Raw genomic sequence first — 18,247 nt, 5'->3', positions numbered from 1 at the left:
GGAAGAACGCGCTGAACGTGCGCGTCACCGCGGAGCACGCGGTCCTCAGGCGCGTTGCGCGCGCTCCACGCCCGGCAGGCTGTCGAGCTTGCCGAGCAGGCGCGCGAGCTGGCCGTAATCGGCGATCCGCAGGCGCAGCCGCAGCTGCACGCGCGACAGCTGCGGCTGGTCGCTCTGGATCGACAGCACGTGCACGTCTTCCTGCGCGATCAGGTTGCTGAGGTCCTTGAGCAGGTGCTTGCGGTCGACCGCCTCGATGACGATGTCCGATTCCTGGCCGCCGCCCGACTGGCCCCAGTCGACCGGCAGCACGCGCTGGGGCTGGGTCGCCGACAGGCGCAGGAACGACGCGCAGTCGCGACGATGCACGCTGACGCCGCGCGCCCGCGTCAGATACCCGGCAATGGGCTCGCCCGGCACCGGTTTGCAGCACCGCGCGATCTGCACCAGCAAATTGTCGACACCGACGACCCGGAACGCCGAATCGGTGACCTTGGGCGCGCGCCGCGGCCGGCGCAGCGGCAGCGTCGGTGCCGCAGCCGGTGCATCGGCGGCGCGTTCGAGTTCGAGCAGCGCGCGACCGACCTGGTTCGGGCCGACATCGCCCAGCGCGACCAGCACGTACAGCTCGTCGACGGTCACCGCGTTGAAGCGGGCGAGCACCGGTGCCAGGTCGGCCTGCAGCAGGCCCAGCCGGCGCAGGTCGCGCTCCAGCATCTCGCGCCCGGCCTGCACGTTGCGCTCGCGGTCGAGACGATGGAACCAGACGCGGACCTTCTCGCGCGAGCGCGGACTGGCCAGGAAGCCGTTCGACGCCAGCAGCCAGTCGCGGCGTGGCGCCGGCGTCTTGGCGGTGAGGATCTCGACCCGGTCGCCGCTGTGCAGCACGTGGTCGAGCGGCACGATGCGTCCGTCGACCTTCGCGCCGCGGCAGCGGTGCCCGACCATCGTGTGCACGTGGTACGCGAAGTCCAGCGGCGTCGCACCCTGCGGCAGATCCATCACCTCGCCCTTGGGCGTCAGCACGAACACCCGATCCTCGACCAGCTCCGTGCCCAGCGCGCCGGCCAGCCCGGCGTCGCCGTCGCGTGCGCCGTCGGTGTGGGCGTCGAGCAGGCGCCGCATCCACTCGATCTTCCGCTCCAGCGCCGCATCGCCGGACGACGACGCGCGCTGCGACCCGCCGGTTTCCTTGTACCGCCAGTGCGCCGCGACGCCGAGCTCGGACGCCTCGTGCATCTCGCGCGTGCGGATCTGGACCTCCAGCGTCTTGCCCTCCGGCCCGATGACGGCCGTGTGCAGCGAGCGGTAGTCGTTGTGCTTGGGCCGCGCGATGTAGTCGTCGAACTCGCTCGGCACCGGCGTCCACAACGCATGCACGACGCCGAGCGCCGCGTAGCAGGCCGGCACGTCGTCGACGAGCACGCGCACCGCGCGCAGGTCGTAGAGCTCGCCGATCGGCACCTGCTTCTTCTGCATCTTCTTCCAGATGCTGTAGATGTGCTTCGGCCGGCCGGCCACCTCGGCGTCGACGCCCTGCGCGGCCATCGCGTCGCCGAGCGTGCGCCGCACCTGGGCGATGTATCGCTCGCGTCCGGCGCGCTTGTCGTCGAGCAGCCCGGCGATCTGGCGATAGGTCGCGGGCTGCAGATAGCGGAAGGCCAGATCCTCGAGCTCCCACTTCAGCTGCCAGATGCCCAGCCGGTTCGCGAGTGGCGCGTGGATGTCGCGGGTCAGCGAGGCCAGGGCGCGACGCGCGGCGTCGTCCGCGTCGCGCGCAGCCGCGCGCATCAGGGCCAGCTGCCGCGCCAGCAGGATGAGCACGACGCGCAGGTCGCGGATCAGCGCCAGCAACAGCCGACGCAGGCCTTCCGGATTCGTATGCGCGGTGTGTTCGGCGTGCAGGGTCCACACCTGGCCCGCCGCGCGCAGGCCATCGAGCAGCGGCGCCAGCGCCGGAGCCCGCGCCAGCACGGGGTCGCGCCAGGCCGGGACCGCATCGACGATCGCCGCGCCGACCACGTCGCCATCCGCGCCCAGCAGGGCCAGTGCGCCGAGGGTGTCCCACAGGACGGACTCGTCGCAGCGCGCGGCGCCGCCCGTCGCGCCATCCGCCGCCCGCAAGGCCTCCCGCAACGGCGCACCGAGCGCGGCCGTCGTCGGCAGCGCCAGCAGGCGATCGCACAGATTGTCCGGACCCGTCGGCATCGGCATGGATACAGGGATGGACGGTCTACACTAGCCCCGACCCGACCCGAGGAACAGAGCATGCGTGCAGTCCACACCATCCTGATCGCCGCTGCGCTGACGCTGGCGACGCCCGCCTTCGCGCAGCAGGTGCAGATCGAGGACCAGATGTCGCCGGCCGATCGCCAGGCGACCGGCCTCGACAAACTGAGCGAGACCGAGCTCGCGCGACTCAACGACTGGCTGGCGCGACGTGCGTCGGGCCGACAGGGTCCGGCGATCGCGGCAGACGGAGCCGATCTGGAAACGCGCCTGGCCGAGGCCCGCGAAGAAGGCCGTCGCGAGGCGACCGAAGCCCGTCGCGGCATCGCTGTCGAGCAGTCCCGCGAACCGATCGAGAGCATGCTTCCCGGCGCATTCGAAGGCTTCCGTCAGGGACGTCAGTACACCCTCGCGAACGGCCAGGTCTGGCGTCAGACCAACGGCGCCAGCATCGGCGGCGCGCGCGGCACCGACGTGGCGGTGCGCATCCGTCCCGGCCTGATGGACGCCTGGTGGATGAAGGCGGCGGGATACAACACGGAAGCGCGGGTCGAGCGCGTCAAGTAGTTCGAGCGCCATACTTCCTGCCAACATCCAGATGCTGTCGGTTGCAGGACACACTGCTCACCTACTTACTGAGCCAGGAACGACGACCATGCGCGCACCCTTCTACGTATTCCTCTTCGGCGCGCTTGCCATCGGGTGTCCTGCGCTCGCACAGGCCCAGGCGTTACAGGAGCGCATGACGGCGGACCAGTTCCGTGCAGCGGGGCTCGACAAGCTGGACGCGACCGAACTTGCCGAACTCGATGCCTGGTTTGCGGCGGAACTCGCCAGCGAAGTCCGTCACGTCGGCGCGCATCGCGAGGGTCTGCAAACGGATGCGCCCGCGAAGCCGGAAGCCGGGGCCGTCGACAGCACCATCGACGGTGCATTTCAGGGCTTCGCCAGGGGCCGTCAGTACACGCTCGCGAACGGCCAGGTCTGGAGACAGCTTGACGATGCACGGCTCACCGGGGCGCAGCGCGTGACCCATAACCCCTCGGTCGAGATCCGCCCGAGCCTGTTGGGCGGATGGTGGCTCCGCGTGGACGGCAAAAACCTGCGCACGCGCGTCGAACGCATCAAGTAAGCGCCGCGACCCGCGCGGCGAGTTTCTTCGGCGACACGCCCGTCTTGGCGCCCAGCTCCTGGGCGAACAGCGAGACCCGTAGCTCTTCGAGGTCCCAGCGCAGCGCCTGCCAGTCGGGCTCGGCGCTGCGGCCACGGGCAGCCGCTTCGTCGAGCGCGTCGGCGAAGGGTTTGACATCGAGCATGCGCTGCTGGTCACGCTGGGGATCGCGCAGCGCGCGCTCGGCGCGCAGGGTCAGCGCCTTGAGATAACGCGGATAGCCGGCCAGCGCGTCGGCCGGCACGTCGCGCAGGAAGCCGGGCGGAACCAGGCCCGCGAGCTGGCCCTTCATGTCGTCGAGATTGGCGCGCGCCCAGCCGATCAGCGTCGAGTCGAGGCTGGCGCGCACGTCCGCCACCAGACCCAGGATCGCCTCGGCGCGCTGCAGGCGCGCCATCGCCTCGCCGAACAGCGCCTTGCCGACCTGCTCGGCATGCGCGGCGAAGGTCCCGGCATCGCGGATCGTGTCCAGCCCGTCCTGCAGCAGCGCGGTCAGCGCGCCTTCGACCAGATCCTCGCGCAGGCGGTCGCCATCCTTGCCCGGCCGCGGCGCCGCCGATTCGATCGCGGCATACAGCAGCGCGGTCTTGGACTGCACCGGCAGTTGCCTGCGCGCAGTGCGCACGCGCTCGGCGAGCGCGATGCGCAGGAGTCGCCGCACGCCTTGCGGATGCAGGCGCCGCGCTTCCGCGGCGTCGGCGTGGACCGCCAGCGAGGCGTCCTCGCCATCGTCCTGCAGGGCCGGCCAGGCCGGCAGGCCGCCGGCGCCGGGCACCGACACCGGAATCGGCGTATCGGGGAACGCGGTCAAGCCGCGCCGCATCATGCCGTCGGCGGCGTGCGCGGCGAAGGCGCGCGCCGCGCGTTCGCCGAAGCGCGCGCGCAACGCGTCGAGGTCGCGCGATTCCGCGAGCACCGTGCCGCCCTTGCGGTCGCGGCCGGTGTCGACCAGCCGCAGGTTCGCGCGAAGGTGCGCGTCGAGCGCGGTCTCGTCGAAATCGGTTCCGCCGATGTCGACGCCCGTGAGTTTCTTGAGGAAGCGCGCCAGTACGCCGGCGAACGCATCGGCATCGCCCTGGGCATAGGCCTGGGCGAACGCGCGGGCGAAGTCCGGCGCCGGCACGAAATTGCGCCGCAGTGCTTTCGGCAGGCCGCGGATGAGGGCCGCCGCCTTGTCCTCGACGAAGCCCGGCGCCAGCCACGACAACCGCTCGGCATCCAGCGCGTTGAGCAGATGCAGCGGCACCGAGACCGTCATGCCGTCGTCGGGCGCGCCGGGCTCGAACCGGTAGCTGACTGCCAGACGCGCGTCGCCGAGCGCGATGAACGCCGGAAAGCGATCCGCATCCGCGCCGTCGACGACCAGCAGATCGTCGCGGCTCCACGCCAGCGCCCGCTTCGCCGCCTCCGGGGCCTTGCGCCACCACGCGTCAAGCGCCTGCGCCGACAACACATCGGCGGGCAGGCGCTGCTGGTACCACTGCGCCATCCAGTCCTCGTCGACGACGAGGCCCGCGCGGCGCAGCTTGGCTTCCTCTTCGCGCGCCTGGGCCAGCGTGCGCAGGTTGCGCGCGAGGAACCCGGCGCGGGTGTTGATCTCGCCGGAGACGAGGCCGTCGCGCAGGAACAGCGCCCGCGCCTCCTCCGGATACAGCCGGCCGTAGTCGACCGGCTTCTTCGGCGCCAGCACCAGGCCGAACAGGCTGATCTGCTCGCTGCCGATCACCCGGCCCTGCGACCGCGACCAGCGCGGATCGTGATGCCGACGCGCCAGCAGATGGCCGAGTTCGGCGATCGCCCAGTCGGGTTCGATCGCCGCGTTGGTCATCGACCAGACCTTCTCGGTATCGAGCAGCGTCGCCGACAGCACCCACGGCGGCGGCTTCTTCGCCAGCGGCGAGCCCGGGAACAGCTGGAAACGACGCCCGCGCGGGCCCTCGAACTGGGTCGACGTGCGCCCGCCGCCACTGCTCTCGCCGCGATGGCCGATCTGGGTCGGCAGGCCGGCCAGCAGCGCGCGATGCAGGCGCACGTACGCGGCCTGCACCGCGCCCGGCTCGACGACGTCGGCCTCGCGGGCGTTCTGCTGCCAGCCGAGCGCCTCGCACTGCAGCTTCAGCTGCCGGTGGAGCTCGCGCCATTCGCGCATGCGCAGGAAGCCGAGGAAATGCCGCTCGCACCACTTGCGCAGCTGCGACTGGGTCATGTCCTCGTGGGCGTCGCGGTAGGCGTCCCACAGGTTCACGATGCCGACGAACTCCGATTTCGGATCGGCGAACTGCGCATGCGCGGTGTCGGCCGCGGCGCGCTGGTCGGACGGTCGCTCGCGCGGATCCTGGAGACCGAGGAACGACGCGATCACCAGCATCTCGCGCAGGCAGCCCTGGCGCTCGGCGGCGACCAGCATCCGCGCCAGCTTGGCATCGACCGGCAGCCGCGCCATGGTGCGGCCGATCGCGGTGAGCCTGCGCTCGGCATCGATCGCCCCGAGTTCGGTCAGCTGCTGCCAGCCATCCGCGACCGCGCGCGGATCGGGCGGCTCGACGAACGGGAACGCGTCGATGTCGCCCAGCCCCAGCGACAGCATGCGCAGGATCACGCCGGCCAGCGCGGCGCGACGGATTTCCGGATCGGTGTAGGCCGGGCGCGCGACGAAATCGGCTTCGGAGAACACGCGGTAGCACGTGCCCGGTGCGATGCGCCCGCAGCGGCCCTTGCGCTGGTCGGCGCTGGCCTGGCTGATCGGCTCGATGTGCAGGCGGTCGAGTTTCTGCCGCGGGCTGTAGCGCTTGACCCGCGCCAGGCCCGGATCGACGACGTAGTGGATCCGCGGCACCGTCAGCGAGGTCTCGGCGACGTTCGTCGCCAGCACGATGCGTCGCTGCGGGCCCGGACTGAACACCCGGTCCTGGTCCTTCGCCGACAGCCGCGCGTACAGCGGCAGCACTTCGGTGTGGCGGTACTTGCGACGTTCCAGCGCCTGGTGCGCGTCGCGGATCTCACGCTCGCCGGCGAGGAAGATCAGGGTGTCGCCCATCGGCCGCTCCCGCGCGATCTCGTCGCAGACCGCGACGATGCCGTCGAGGACGCTGCGCTCGCCGGCCTTCTCGCCCTCGCCTTCCAGCGGCCGGTAGCGCACCTCGACCGGATAGCCGCGTCCCTCGACATCGACCACCGGCGCGCCGTCGAAGTGCGCGGCGAAGCGGGCGGTGTCGATCGTCGCGGAGGTCACGATGACCTTGAGGTCGGGCCGGCGCTGCAGCAGTTGTTTCAGATAGCCGAGCAGGAAATCGATGTTGAGGCTGCGCTCGTGCGCCTCGTCGATGATGATCGTGTCGTAGGCCGACAGCCAGCGATCCGAGGCGATCTCCGCCAGCAGGATGCCGTCGGTCATGAACTTGATCGCGGTCGCGTCGCTGACGTTGTCGTTGAACCGCACCTGGTAACCGACCGCGCCGCCCATCGGCACCTGCAGTTCCTCGGCCACGCGCCTGGCGACCGTACGCGCGGCGATCCGGCGCGGCTGGGTACAGCCGATCAGGCCCGCGGCCCCACGACCGGCCTGCAGGCACAGCTTCGGCAACTGGGTGGTCTTGCCGGAGCCGGTCTCGCCGGCGACGACGATGACCTGGTGCGCGCGGATCAGCGCGACGATGTCGTCGGCCTTGCCCGCGATCGGCAGCACCGGATCGACGGCCGCCTGCGGCAGCGCCGCCGCGCGTGCCTCGCGCGCCGCGACGGAGGCCTGCAGGCGGGATTCGAACGCGGTCCGGGCCGCGGCATCGCCGGGCGCGCGCGTCCAGCGGGTCCACAATCCCAGCAGCGGTCCGCGGTCGCGCGTGCGCGCCGCATCGACGGCGGTCCGCGCCTGCTGCAGGTCCGCGTTCGCCCGGTTGTGGCTGGAATGCACCGTCACGCTTGAAAACCCTTCGTCAAGTCACATCATCGCTACGAGTGCGGCCCTATTGTGGCCGCAATTCCTTCCTCACCGGAGTCCGGACCATGGCAAAGACCAAGCCCAGCAAAACCCCACGCGTCGACGGCAAGCAGAAATCCGCGACGCCGGCCGTCGCATCGCCCGACGCGCAGTCGAAGGCGCCGGCGATCGATATCGGGATCAGCGACAAGGATCGCAAGGCGGTCGCCCAGCATCTGTCGGTGTTCCTGTCCGATGCCTACACGCTGTACCTGAAGACGCACAACTTCCACTGGAACGTCACCGGGCCGATGTTCAACGCCCTGCACGTGATGTTCGAAGGCCAGTACACCGAGCAGTGGAACGCGCTGGACGAGATCGCCGAGCGCATCCGCGCGCTGGGCTACAACGCGCCGGGTTCCTATGCGGAATTCATCGAACTGTCGTCGATCAAGGAAGAGCCGGGCCTGGAGAAGTCGCCGGACTGGCGCGAGATGGTCCGCCAGCTGGTGCTGGGCAACGAAGCGGTCTGCCGCAGCGCCCGCAAGGCGCTGGAAGTAGCCGACGATGCCGACGACGACCCGACCGAGGACATGCTGATCCAGCGTCTGCAGACCCATGAGAAAAACGCCTGGATGCTGCGCTCGCTGCTGCAGTAAACGCCCCCGCAGCGCGCCCCGCGACGCCCGGCTCCGTGCCGGGCGTTCGCGTTCAGGGAACCGGCGCCCCCGATTGGCGGCGTGAGGTGCGGATTCCGTACGGCACGCCCGGGGCACCTGCGGGCATCGCGTTGCGCCTTTCGATCGCCCGTGAGATCGAGGTCACCCGGCTCCGGTCGGAGGCGCAATGCCCGGCCGCGCGCATGCCCGGTCCAGGCGTGCCCTGACAGTCCGTTCCGTGCAGACCGACGGTCCGCGTCCACCGCACCCGGTATCCTTGTCCGGATGGATGGTTCCCCCGTTTCCCACGCGCACGATGTCCTGCAGCGCGTTTTCGGCCATGCCGCGTTCCGCGGCGAGCAGGCCGCGATCGTCGAACACGTCAGCAGCGGCCACGACGCCCTGGTGCTGATGCCCACCGGCGGCGGCAAGTCGCTGTGCTACCAGGTGCCGGCGCTGCTGCGCGACGGCGTCGCGATCGTGGTCTCGCCGCTCATCGCGCTGATGCAGGACCAGGTCGACGCGCTGCTGCAGCTCGGCGTGCGCGCGGCGTATCTCAATTCCACGCTCGATGGCGAAACCGCGCAGCGGGTCGAACGCGAGCTGCTCGGCGGCGAACTCGACCTGCTCTACGTGGCGCCCGAGCGCCTATTGACTCCGCGCTTCCTGTCGCTGCTCGATCGCGCGCCGCTCGCGCTGTTCGCGATCGACGAGGCGCATTGCGTGTCGCAGTGGGGCCACGATTTCCGCCGCGAGTACCGCGAGCTGACGATCCTGCACGAGCGCTGGCCCGAGGTGCCGCGTATCGCGCTGACCGCGACCGCGGACCCGCCGACCCAGCGCGAGATCGCCGAGCGCCTGCAGCTCGACGATGCGCGTCGTTTCGTCAGTTCCTTCGACCGCCCCAACATCCGCTACACGGTGGTGCAGAAGGACAACGTCCGCCGCCAGCTGCTGGATTTCCTGCAGGCCCATCGCGGCGAGGCCGGCATCGTCTACTGCCTGTCGCGGCGCAAGGTCGACGAGACCGCCGAGTATCTCGCCGGCCACGGCATCGACGCGATTCCCTATCACGCCGGCATGGACGCCGAGCAGCGCGCCGCCAACCAGCGGCGTTTCCTGCGCGCCGACGGCGTCGTCGTGGTTGCGACGGTCGCGTTCGGCATGGGCATCGACAAGCCCGACGTGCGCTTCGTCGCGCACACCGACCTGCCGAAATCGATCGAGGGTTACTACCAGGAAACCGGGCGCGGCGGCCGCGATGGCGATCCCGCCGACGCGTGGATGTGTTACGGCCTCGGCGACCTGGTGCTGCTGCGGCAGATGATCGAACAGTCGGATTCGGGCGAGGAGCGCAAGCGCCTCGAACACCGCAAGCTCGACGCGCTGGTCGGCTATTGCGAGACGATGCGCTGCCGCCGCCAGGTGCTGCTGGCCAACTTCGGCGAGGACTACGCCGGCAAGGGCGAGGGCCAGCCCTGCGGCAACTGCGACAACTGCCTGCAGCCGCCCGAGGCCTGGGACGCGACCGTCGCCGCGCAGAAAGCGCTGAGCTGCGTCTATCGCAGCGGCCAGCGCTTCGGCGCGGCGCACATCATCGACATCCTGCGCGGCAGCGACAGCGAGCGCATCCGCCAGTTCGGTCACGACCAGTTGAGCACCTACGGCGTGGGCACCGATCTCGATGCGCGCACGTGGAAAGGCATCGTCCGCCAGCTGGTCGCGCACGGCCTGCTGGATGTCGACGCCGAGGGTTATGGCGGCCTGCGGCTGACCGAATCGAGCCGCGCCGTGCTCAAGGGCACGCAGCAGGTGCTGCTGCGCCGGATCGCACCGTCGCGCGAGCGCAGCCGCACGACGCGGTCCGCGTCGCCGGAGGCCGAACTGCCGATGGAAGACCGCCCTCTGTTCGACGCGCTGCGCGCGCTGCGCGGCCGCCTGGCGCGCGAGCAGAACGTGCCGGCCTACGTGATCTTCCACGACGCGACGCTGCGCGAGATCACCCGCCTGCGCCCGACGACGCTCACCCAGCTCGCCGGCGTCGGCGGCGTCGGCGCCGGCAAACTGGAGCGTTACGGCGCCCAGGTCATCGAAACGGTGCTCGACGCGGACTGAGCCACCGGCGCCGGCGCGGACCGCGCGCGAATCGACTAGCGCCGGGGCAGTTCCCGCGCACGCATCGCCTGCGCATCGTCCAGCCAGTTCGCGCTCTTGTTCTTCAGGAAGAACACGTAGACCACCAGCGAGACCGCGATGATCGACGTCGCATAGGCGGCGAATGCCGGCACCCGGTCGGCAGCGAGCGCCGCCTGGTAGAGCACCGGCGCGGTGCCGCCGAAAGCGGAGTTCGCCAGCGCGTAGCCCAGGCCGACGCCCAGTGCGCGCACATGGGTGGGAAACAGTTCGGCCTTCACCACCGCGTTGATCGAGGTGTAGCCGGTCAGGATCACGAAGCCGATCCCGAGGATCAGGAACGCCGACCACGCATCGGTCTGCCGCGGCAACGCGGTCACCAGATACCAGGTGTAGAGCAGGCCGCCGATGCCGAAGAACACCAGCAGGCTCTTGCGCCCGACGCTGTCCGAAAGCCAGCCGCCGATCGGCTGCAGCACCATCAGGAAGGTCAGCAATGCCAGGTTGATCAGCGTGCCGGTCATGACGTCGCCGCCGGCGAACGCGGTCTGGATCATCTTCGGGCCGTTGACCGAATACGTGTAGAACGCGACGGTGCCGCCGGCGGTGATCAGGAAGCACAGCAGCAGCGGCCGCCACTGGTGCACGAACAGCTCGTGCAGCGACCCCGACGCCTGCGCATCGCCGCGCCTGGCCGCGTCGATCGAACTCGACTCGAGCGACTCGTCCATCGAACGCCGCAGCCAGAAGACCACGATCGCGGCGATGCCGCCGATGCCGAATGCCACGCGCCAGCCCCATTCGGAAATCTGCGGAATCTCCAGGAACTGCAGCATCAGCAGCAGCGTCAGCTGCGCCAGCACATGGCCGCCGACCAGGGTGACGTAGTGGAACGACGACAGGAAGCCGCGTCGGCCGGGCAGCGCGGCCTCCGACATGTAGGTCGCGCTCGTGCCGTACTCCCCGCCGGTGGCGAAGCCCTGCACCAGTCGCGCGAGCAGCAGGATGATCGGCGCGGCGATGCCGATCGTCGCGACCGTCGGCGTGATCGCGATGACGAACGAGCAGGCCGCCATCATCGTGACCGACACCGTCAGCGCGAGCCGGCGCCCGAAACGGTCGGCGAAACGCCCGAAGTACCAGGCTCCGATCGGCCGCATCATGAAGGTCATCGCGAAGATGCCCCACACGTACAGCGTGGCGTTCTTGTCGTCGGGCGAGAAGAACTGCGACTCGAAATAGACCGCGAACACCGAATAGACGTAGACGTCGTACCACTCGACCAGATTGCCGGCCGAGCCCTTCAGCGTGTTGGAGACCGAGCGGCGCAGGCCCGCGGCACCCCTTGTCGTGGAGATCGCCGACGAAGTCATGGCGCGCCCGGGTCGAAGATGGCCCGGCAGTATAGGACGGCCCCTGCCGCGCAGCGGCGATCGGCGTAACGCGCGGATGACCCAGGCAGGCGTGCGGGTGTCGAGCGGTCTGGAGTGGTGGGTCGTGATGGATTCGAACCATCGACCAGCGGATTAAAAGTCCGATGCTCTACCGACTGAGCTAACGACCCGGAAGATCCGGCGCGGGTGGTCGGCTGCAGGCAGCGCCACCGGCGGAATGCGAAGTCTAACGCATCAACCCGCGTCGACGTAACGCGTGGGGTCTGCGACGCCCGCTTCGGCGAAGCCCTGCGCGCGCAGGCGGCAGGCATCGCAGCGACCGCAGGCACGGCCTTCCGTGTCGGCGCGATAGCAGGAAACGGTCAGTCCGAAATCGACGCCCAGGCGGATGCCTTCACGCACGATGTCGGCCTTGCCCATGCGTTGCAGCGGCGCGTGGATCCGCAGTCCGGCGCCCTCGACGCCGGCCCTGGTCGCCAGGTTGGCCAGGCGCTCGAAGGCGTCGATGAACTCCGGGCGGCAGTCGGGATAGCCCGAATAGTCGACGGCATTGACGCCGCAGAAGATGTCGGCCGCGCCCAGCACCTCGGCCCAGCCGAGCGCGAGCGACAGCATGATGGTGTTGCGCGCCGGGACGTAGGTCGACGGAATGCCGGCGCCGCCCGCATCGGGGACCTCGATGTCGTCGGTCAAGGCCGAGCCGCCGAACGCGCGCAGATCGACGTCGACGGTCTTGTGCCCCGCGACGCCGAGCGCGGCCGCGACGCGCTGCGCGGCATCGAGCTCCGACGTGTGCCGCTGCCCGTAACGCACGCTGAGTGCGTGCACCGCGAAGCCCTGCTCGCGGGCGATGGCGACGACGGCGGCGGAATCCATGCCGCCGGAAAGAAGGACCACTGCGTTCTTCATGGCACTACCTGGTTTGGGCGCTCCGTGATCGCGAGCGTACGTTTCGCGTCACCCGCGATACCGTCGCCGCTGTCGGGCGACCGGGCATCGCGGCGTGACACGGCGGTTACCTGCCCGGTTCGTCGTTCCACAGCAGCTTGTGCAGTTGCATCTGGAAGCGCACCGGCAGGCGATCCTCGACGATCCAGTCGGCGAGTTCGCGCGCCGACAGCTCGCCTTTGCTCGGCGAGAAGAGCACGTCGCAACGATGCGGCAGCCCACGGGTCGCGACCACATCGCGCGCCCACTCGTAATCGCTGCGGGAGCAGATCACGAACTTGACCTGGTCGTGCGCGGTCAGCAGCGCGAGGTTCTCCCAGAGGTTGCGATGCGACTCGCGCGAGTCCGGCGTCTTGATGTCCAGCACGCGGCTGACGCGCGGGTCGACCGTGGAGATGTCGAGGGCGCCGGAGGTTTCCAGCGACACCGCGTAGCCGGCGTCGCACAGCCGCGACAGCAGGCCTGCACAACGCTTCTGGGCCAGCGGTTCGCCACCGGTGACGCAGACATGGCGGACGCCGTGCCGTGCGACCTCGGCAAGGATCGCGTCCATTTGCCACCAGTCGCCACCATGGAACGCGTACGCGGTATCGCAGTACGCACAGCGCAGTGGACAGCCGGTCAGACGGACGAAAACCGTCGGCCAGCCCGCATCACGGGCTTCGCCCTGCAGGGACAGGAAGACTTCGGTGAGTTTGAGTCGGTCGGCCTGCGATGCGGCGACCGCATCTGGCACGACGACGGTCATCGGATCAACGCAGGCGCGAGAGCTGGATCGCGCGCAACCGGTCTGCTGCGGTCCGGGCGGCATCGGTGCCCGGATACTGCGTGCCGACCTCGGCCAGCGTCGCCTCCGCACCGTCGAGGTCCTGCATGCCGTACTGCGACAGACCGACCTTGAGCAGGGCACCCGGGGTCTTGTCGTGCGTGGGATAGCGCTCGATCAGCGCCTGGAACTGCTCCCGCGCAAGCGGATAATTCTCGGTGACGTAATAGCTTTCGCCCAGCCAGTACAGCGCGTTGGGCGCATAGCTGCCCTGCGGATACTGCTGCAGGAAGGCCTGGAAAAGCTGCGCCGATTCGTCGTAGCGGCCGTTCTTCAGGGCATCGAACGCCTGCTCGTACGCGCCACGTTCGTCGGCCATGTTGGCGATCGCGCTGCGATCGCCATGGATCGTCGGCGGTCGCTCCTGCGTCGTCGCATCCGCAACGGACGCATCGGACGCTGGTGCGCCGCTCAGGTCGGGCAATTCGGCCGCGGGTGCCCCGCTGCCTTCGAGCCGGTTGAGACGCCCGTCGATATCCAGGTACTGGCTACGACCGGTCGCCTTCAGTTGTTCGTTCTGCTGCTGCAGCTCTTCGGTCTGCGACGACGCAGTTCGTTGACCTGGTTCAGCAGGTCGAGATTCGCGCTGTTGTCGGAGGAACGCGCTTCCAGCGCGGCCACCCGATCGGCGAGGCTCGCACGCTGCGCAGACGCGGGCGCGGCGGCCACGAGGGCCGCCGCGAACGCAACTGGAATGACCAGCCAATGGCGCATTGCTGCGAGCATCAGCGGGCGGTGTAGATGATCTCGACGCGACGATTCTTGGCCCAGCAATCTTCGTTCGTCTCGGTGCAGGTCGTACGCTCTTCGCCGTAGCTCACGACGGCCAGCTGTGCAGCCGAACCACCGTTGGCCTGCAGCGCCGAGGACACGCCGTTACCGCGACGCTCGCCCAGACCCATGTTGTACTCGCGGCTGCCGCGCTCGTCGGCATGACCTTCCAGCGAGATGCGCGAGGCGCTGCGGTCACGCAGGTACTTCGCGTGGCAAGCCATGATCGCCTGGAACTCCGGACGCAGGGAATCCTGGTCCAGGTCGAAGTAGACCACGCGCTGGCGCAGGCAGGCGTCGCTGTCCAGATCGGCCGGGGTGTAGGCACCCGCGACTGCCGGGGCCGGAGCCACGGTGCCGGTCGACGGACCGGTGTCCACCGGGGCTTCTTCTTTCACCTTCTTGGAGCAAGCAACGGCAGCGGTGCACAGCAGCGCAGCCAGCATCACGCGGGTGGTCGTATTCATCTCGTCGATCCTTGGGTTTTTTTGAGTCAACAGGGCAGGCAGTATTGTGAAACGGGACGTGCAGGCAGCGTCAGCGCTGTTCCCGGAACGGACCCCATGCTGGCTCGCGCACATCTCCATCTGCGAGGACGAGGCGCTGCCGCACGCGCCCATCGGACGACACGGCATACAACACACCTCGGCGCCCCTCGCGCGCCGCGTACAGCACCATGCCGCCATTCGGGGCGAAGCTCGGCGATTCGTCGAGCGACCCCGGTGACAGCGTGGACCAACGCGGTGACCCCAGACTGCGATCCAGCAGTGCAATACGGTACACGTTGCCGGACCCTTGCGCTACGGCGATTTTCTTGCCATCGAACGAGACGGTCGGGTCGGCGTTGTAGCTGCCTTCGAAGGTCACGCGGGTGGCACCGCCGCCGCCGGCCGGCACCTGGTAGACCTGCGGCCGTCCGCCTCGATCGGAGATGAAATAGACGCTGCTGCCGTCGGGCGCCCAGGAGGGCGACGTATCGATCGAGAAATGGTTGGTCAGCTGGGTCAGCGCCTTGCTGCCCAGGTCCATGACGTAGATCTCGGGATTGCCGCTGCGCGACAGCGACACCGCCAGGCGGTTGCCGTCTGGCGAGAACGCCGGCGCGCTGTTGATGCCACGGAAGCTGGAGACCAGCTCACGCCCGCCGCTGGTGATGTCCTGGATGTAGATCGACGAATTGCCGCGCTCGAAGCTGACGTAGGCCAGCCGACGCCCGTCCGGGCTCCACGCCGGCGACAGCAGCGGCTCGTTGGAGCGCACCACGGTCTGCGGATTGAAGCCGTCGGAATCGGCGACGATCAGCGCGTAGCGCGCGCTCTGGCCGACGCCGGTTTGGGTGACGTAGGCGATCCGGGTCCAGAACGCACCGCGCACGCCGGTGATCTTCTCGTAGATCGCGTCGGCCATCTGGTGGGCGACGTCGCGCATCGCGTTCGCGCGCGCGGTCATCGCCAGGCCCAGCACCCGCTGCTGGTTGGCGACGTCGAAAAGCTCGTACTCGACCCGGTAGCTGCCGCCGCCGGCATCGACCACGCGACCGACGACGAGGTAATCCTGGCGCAGCGCGCGCCAGGTCGGGTACTGGACCTCGCTGCCGCGGGTCGGACGCTCGACGATGTCGCTCTCGGGCAAGGCACGGAACTGGCCGGACCGGTCGAGGTCGGTGCGGATCACCGCCGCGACATCGGTGTCGGGCGCGGCACCGCTGCCCTCGTAAGGCATCGGCACGACGGCGATCGGCATCGCCTGAGCGCTGCCACCGGTGATATCGATTTCCAGCCCCTGTTGCTGCGCGCTCGCCAGCAGCGGCAGGGTCAGCGCGAACAGGGCCAGCAGGCAGCGGATCAGGTTGGACTTCATCGGGTTACCGGTTGAAAGAGGACGAGGGGGAACACGGTCCTGGACGGGGCAGCTTGGACGCTGGACCGGCCGCCAGGATGAATACCGCCGCAATCATCAGTCCTGGGCCGTGAAATTCAGATTGAGGCGCCGGTTGAAGACCGACTCGAAACCCGCGTACGGCAAGGGCTCCGCGCGCCGCACCGCGGCTTCGACCGAACGGCGGCCCTGCGCGTCGAAGGGACACGAAGGATCGAATTCCACGCTCATCACCTCGCCGCCGGGCAGCTGGGTGATGTAGAGCCGGCACTTCTGGCCGAGCGGCACGTTGTCCGGCCGGGTCCAGCTGCGACGGATCGCTTCCTGCAAGGCCGCGGCGTACTTCGCCGCCAGGCCGCTGTCGCCATCGGGCGTACCCGGCGGCGGGCTGGCCGACGACGCGGCAGCGCGCTCGGAAGCCTGCCGCGCCTCGCGATCGGCGATCTGCTTCAGACGCTGCTCGGCCAGACTGGCTTGGCGATCGTTGCGCTCGCGCTCGGCGCGGATCTTCTCGAGCTCCTGCCGCGCGAGTCGCCGCTTCTGCTCGGCCTCTTCCTGCTTCTGCTGCTCGGCGAGTTCGATCTGCTCCTGCCGGCGCTGGCGCTCCTGCTCGCGCTCGCGCGCTTCCTCGTTCTGGGAATCGCGCCGCACTTCCTCCTGCGCAACCGGCTCGGGATCCGGAATCACCTCCTGCGGCGCAGCCTGTGGCGGCACTTGCGCATCTTCGGGACGTAGTTCGGGCAGCGGCTGCGGCGGCGCGGCCGCGGGTTCTTCCAGGGGCTCGGGCAAGGGTTCGGGCACCGGCTCGGGCTCCGGCTCCGCGACGGGTTCGGGACGCGTCTCGAGCGCACGGCGATCGGCCGCGCTGAGCGCGTTGGGATCGATGACGTCGGCGCTGACCGGCGACCCCTGGGCCGACTGCGGCGTCGTGGACTCGCTCCACCACATGCCGACGAAGATCAACCCGAACAGCACCACGTGCAGCAGGACGGCCAGTCCCACCGCGCGGGCGGTATCGGCGCGGGACTCACGCATTCAGTTCGCGCCTTCCTCGGGACGGCTGATGAGGCTGACCTTGGTCACGCCGGCGTCGTTGATCAGGCTGATCGCGTTCATGATCCGCTGGTAGCTGGCATCGGCATCACCGCGCACCAGCACCGCCGCATCGGGATTCTGGTTGTGGATCGCGCGCAGTCGCGCGACCAGGTCGTCGGCGACCATCGACTGGTTGTCGCGCTCGATCATCAGCGCCAGTCCGCCGTCGGCGTAGACGCTGACGACGATCGGATCCTTCGGCGAGCCGAGCGACAGCGCGCGCGAGTCCGGCAGGGTGATGTCGGTACCGAGATTCATCAGCGGCGTGGTGACCATGAAGATGATCAGCAGCACCAGCATCACGTCGATGTACGGCACGACGTTGATCTCGTTCTTCAGCTTGCGCCGCTTGCTGCGGCGGAGGGAAATCGAGGACATGACAGGATCCGGTGAGAGGGACGGCCCGGCGCCCGCGCGGGGCGCGCGGGGTCATTCGGCGTTGGTCTGCCGCTCGAGGATCGAGGAAAACTCGTCGGAGAACGCTTCGAACCGCGTGGCCACGCGTTCGACCTTGGTGGCGAAGCGGTTGTAGGCCCATACCGCGGGAATCGCCGCGAACAGACCCATCGCGGTCGCGATCAGCGCTTCGGAGATGCCGGGCGCGACGGTGGCGATCGTCGCCTCCTTCATGCTGGCCAGGCCGTGGAACGAGATCATGATGCCCCACACGGTGCCGAGCAGGCCGACGTAGGGCGCGATCGACCCGACGTTGGCGAGGTATTCCAGGTTCTGTTCGAGCCCGTCGAGCTCGCGCGCGCCGGCGACACGCATACCGCGCTGCGCGCCTTCGAGATGGGTACGGGCGTCGACACCACGACGCTGGCGCTGGCGCGAGTACTCGCGATAGCCGGCTTCGAAGATCGCTTCGAGGCCTTCGATCTCGCGGCTGCGCTCGGTCGCCGAGCTGTAGAGCTTGCCGATGTCGGCGCCCGACCAGAACCGCTCTTCGAACCGGTCCGCTTCCTTCTCGGCGCGATCGAGCACGCGCTTCTTGCGGAAGATGATGACCCACGACGAGATCGACGCGAACAGCAGCAGCAGCATGACCAGCTGCACCGGAATCGACGCGTGCAGGATCAGCTCGAGGATGCTCAGCTCGGCGGTGCCCGGCGCGGCGGCGACGCCGGCCGCGGCGGTGTTGCCCAGTTCGGTCGCGGCAGCCGCGGACTCGTCGGGCAGCGCCTGCACCTGCGCGGCGGACTGCATCAGTATCGGCATCACACTCAT

The 18,247-nt window shown here is 69.3% G+C and carries 14 protein-coding genes, 1 tRNA gene and 1 pseudogene; 4 read left to right on the top strand and 12 right to left on the bottom strand.

Annotated features, from left to right (window positions below):
* Nucleotides 1–45: 45 nt before the first annotated feature.
* The gene (locus tag CJ022_RS01060) at nucleotides 46–2,208 is read right to left on the bottom strand and encodes a RelA/SpoT family protein (protein WP_101924949.1); all 2,163 of its coding nucleotides are present in this window, start codon (nucleotides 2,206–2,208) and stop codon (nucleotides 46–48) included.
* 60 nt (nucleotides 2,209–2,268) lie between these two features.
* Here CJ022_RS01060 and CJ022_RS01055 point away from each other — a divergent pair, with 60 nt between their 5' ends.
* Together CJ022_RS01055 and CJ022_RS01050 are read left to right on the top strand one after the other, a co-directional pair.
* A complete protein-coding gene (locus CJ022_RS01055) occupies nucleotides 2,269–2,796 on the top strand; it encodes a hypothetical protein (protein ID WP_101924857.1) in 528 nt (175 codons plus the stop codon).
* Nucleotides 2,797–2,884: 88 nt separating this feature from the next.
* Nucleotides 2,885–3,361, top strand: a complete 477-nt coding sequence (locus CJ022_RS01050; protein WP_101924856.1) for a hypothetical protein — start codon at nucleotides 2,885–2,887, stop codon at nucleotides 3,359–3,361.
* Here CJ022_RS01050 and hrpA read toward each other — a convergent pair.
* Nucleotides 3,354–7,310 carry an ATP-dependent RNA helicase HrpA gene (hrpA, locus tag CJ022_RS01045; RefSeq protein ID WP_199171403.1) on the bottom strand — a complete coding sequence of 1,319 codons (3,957 nt, stop codon included), beginning with the start codon at nucleotides 7,308–7,310 and terminating at the stop codon, nucleotides 3,354–3,356. The genes CJ022_RS01050 and hrpA overlap by 8 nt on opposite strands.
* 92 nt (nucleotides 7,311–7,402) lie before the next feature.
* Between hrpA and CJ022_RS01040 the strand changes: the two genes are divergently transcribed.
* The gene (locus CJ022_RS01040; protein WP_101924854.1) at nucleotides 7,403–7,975 is read left to right on the top strand and encodes a Dps family protein; all 573 of its coding nucleotides are present in this window, start codon (nucleotides 7,403–7,405) and stop codon (nucleotides 7,973–7,975) included.
* A 285-nt stretch (nucleotides 7,976–8,260) separates the two neighbouring features.
* Nucleotides 8,261–10,090 (top strand): DNA helicase RecQ, encoded by a 1,830-nt coding sequence (gene recQ / locus CJ022_RS01035; protein WP_101924853.1) that lies wholly within the window; start codon nucleotides 8,261–8,263, stop codon nucleotides 10,088–10,090.
* Nucleotides 10,091–10,125: 35 nt separating this feature from the next.
* On the opposite strand, the gene CJ022_RS01030 is transcribed toward recQ, so the two are convergent.
* The 10 genes and pseudogenes from CJ022_RS01030 to tolQ all read right to left on the bottom strand — a co-directional run bounded on the left by CJ022_RS01030 (nucleotide 10,126) and on the right by tolQ (nucleotide 18,247).
* Nucleotides 10,126–11,481 carry an MFS transporter gene (locus CJ022_RS01030; RefSeq protein WP_101924852.1) on the bottom strand — a complete coding sequence of 452 codons (1,356 nt, stop codon included), beginning with the start codon at nucleotides 11,479–11,481 and terminating at the stop codon, nucleotides 10,126–10,128.
* Nucleotides 11,482–11,596: 115 nt separating this feature from the next.
* Nucleotides 11,597–11,672 (bottom strand) — tRNA-Lys (locus tag CJ022_RS01025).
* 64 nt (nucleotides 11,673–11,736) lie between these two features.
* Nucleotides 11,737–12,411, bottom strand: a complete 675-nt coding sequence (gene queC, locus CJ022_RS01020; protein ID WP_101924851.1) for a 7-cyano-7-deazaguanine synthase QueC — start codon at nucleotides 12,409–12,411, stop codon at nucleotides 11,737–11,739.
* A 106-nt stretch (nucleotides 12,412–12,517) separates the two neighbouring features.
* Entirely contained in the window at nucleotides 12,518–13,198 is a 681-nt protein-coding gene (queE, locus tag CJ022_RS01015) for a 7-carboxy-7-deazaguanine synthase QueE (protein WP_101924850.1), read from the bottom strand.
* A gap of 4 nt (nucleotides 13,199–13,202) precedes the next feature.
* Nucleotides 13,203–13,990 (bottom strand): annotated as a pseudogene (gene ybgF, locus CJ022_RS01010) (tol-pal system protein YbgF).
* Nucleotides 13,991–14,001: 11 nt separating this feature from the next.
* Nucleotides 14,002–14,514, bottom strand: coding sequence for a peptidoglycan-associated lipoprotein Pal (gene pal, locus CJ022_RS01005; RefSeq protein ID WP_101924849.1), 513 nt, complete (start codon nucleotides 14,512–14,514; stop codon nucleotides 14,002–14,004).
* 70 nt (nucleotides 14,515–14,584) lie between these two features.
* Entirely contained in the window at nucleotides 14,585–15,907 is a 1,323-nt protein-coding gene (gene tolB / locus CJ022_RS01000; protein ID WP_101924848.1) for a Tol-Pal system beta propeller repeat protein TolB, read from the bottom strand.
* A 96-nt stretch (nucleotides 15,908–16,003) separates the two neighbouring features.
* Nucleotides 16,004–16,960 (bottom strand): cell envelope integrity protein TolA, encoded by a 957-nt coding sequence (gene tolA / locus CJ022_RS00995; RefSeq protein ID WP_101924847.1) that lies wholly within the window; start codon nucleotides 16,958–16,960, stop codon nucleotides 16,004–16,006.
* The gene (locus CJ022_RS00990; protein WP_101924846.1) at nucleotides 16,961–17,398 is read right to left on the bottom strand and encodes an ExbD/TolR family protein; all 438 of its coding nucleotides are present in this window, start codon (nucleotides 17,396–17,398) and stop codon (nucleotides 16,961–16,963) included. It abuts the gene before it with no gap.
* A gap of 51 nt (nucleotides 17,399–17,449) precedes the next feature.
* Nucleotides 17,450–18,247 (bottom strand): protein TolQ, encoded by a 798-nt coding sequence (gene tolQ / locus CJ022_RS00985; RefSeq protein WP_233198539.1) that lies wholly within the window; start codon nucleotides 18,245–18,247, stop codon nucleotides 17,450–17,452.

Origin of the sequence: Luteimonas rhizosphaerae (genome assembly GCF_002849595.1) — a bacterium.
GTDB lineage: Bacteria > Pseudomonadota > Gammaproteobacteria > Xanthomonadales > Xanthomonadaceae > Luteimonas > Luteimonas cellulosilyticus.
This window is presented reverse-complemented; position numbering and strand designations above follow the sequence as displayed.

Coding starts and splice junctions, on each gene's coding strand:
- CJ022_RS01060 (WP_101924949.1), bottom strand. CDS start 2,208: ATGCCGACGGGTCCGGACAATCTGTGCGATCGCCTGCTGGCGCTGCCG.
- CJ022_RS01055 (WP_101924857.1), top strand. CDS start 2,269: ATGCGTGCAGTCCACACCATCCTGATCGCCGCTGCGCTGACGCTGGCG.
- CJ022_RS01050 (WP_101924856.1), top strand. CDS start 2,885: ATGCGCGCACCCTTCTACGTATTCCTCTTCGGCGCGCTTGCCATCGGG.
- CJ022_RS01040 (WP_101924854.1), top strand. CDS start 7,403: ATGGCAAAGACCAAGCCCAGCAAAACCCCACGCGTCGACGGCAAGCAG.
- recQ (WP_101924853.1), top strand. CDS start 8,261: ATGGATGGTTCCCCCGTTTCCCACGCGCACGATGTCCTGCAGCGCGTT.
- CJ022_RS01030 (WP_101924852.1), bottom strand. CDS start 11,481: ATGACTTCGTCGGCGATCTCCACGACAAGGGGTGCCGCGGGCCTGCGC.
- queC (WP_101924851.1), bottom strand. CDS start 12,411: ATGAAGAACGCAGTGGTCCTTCTTTCCGGCGGCATGGATTCCGCCGCC.
- queE (WP_101924850.1), bottom strand. CDS start 13,198: ATGACCGTCGTCGTGCCAGATGCGGTCGCCGCATCGCAGGCCGACCGA.
- pal (WP_101924849.1), bottom strand. CDS start 14,514: ATGAATACGACCACCCGCGTGATGCTGGCTGCGCTGCTGTGCACCGCT.
- tolB (WP_101924848.1), bottom strand. CDS start 15,907: ATGAAGTCCAACCTGATCCGCTGCCTGCTGGCCCTGTTCGCGCTGACC.
- tolA (WP_101924847.1), bottom strand. CDS start 16,960: ATGCGTGAGTCCCGCGCCGATACCGCCCGCGCGGTGGGACTGGCCGTC.
- CJ022_RS00990 (WP_101924846.1), bottom strand. CDS start 17,398: ATGTCCTCGATTTCCCTCCGCCGCAGCAAGCGGCGCAAGCTGAAGAAC.
- tolQ (WP_233198539.1), bottom strand. CDS start 18,247: ATGAGTGTGATGCCGATACTGATGCAGTCCGCCGCGCAGGTGCAGGCG.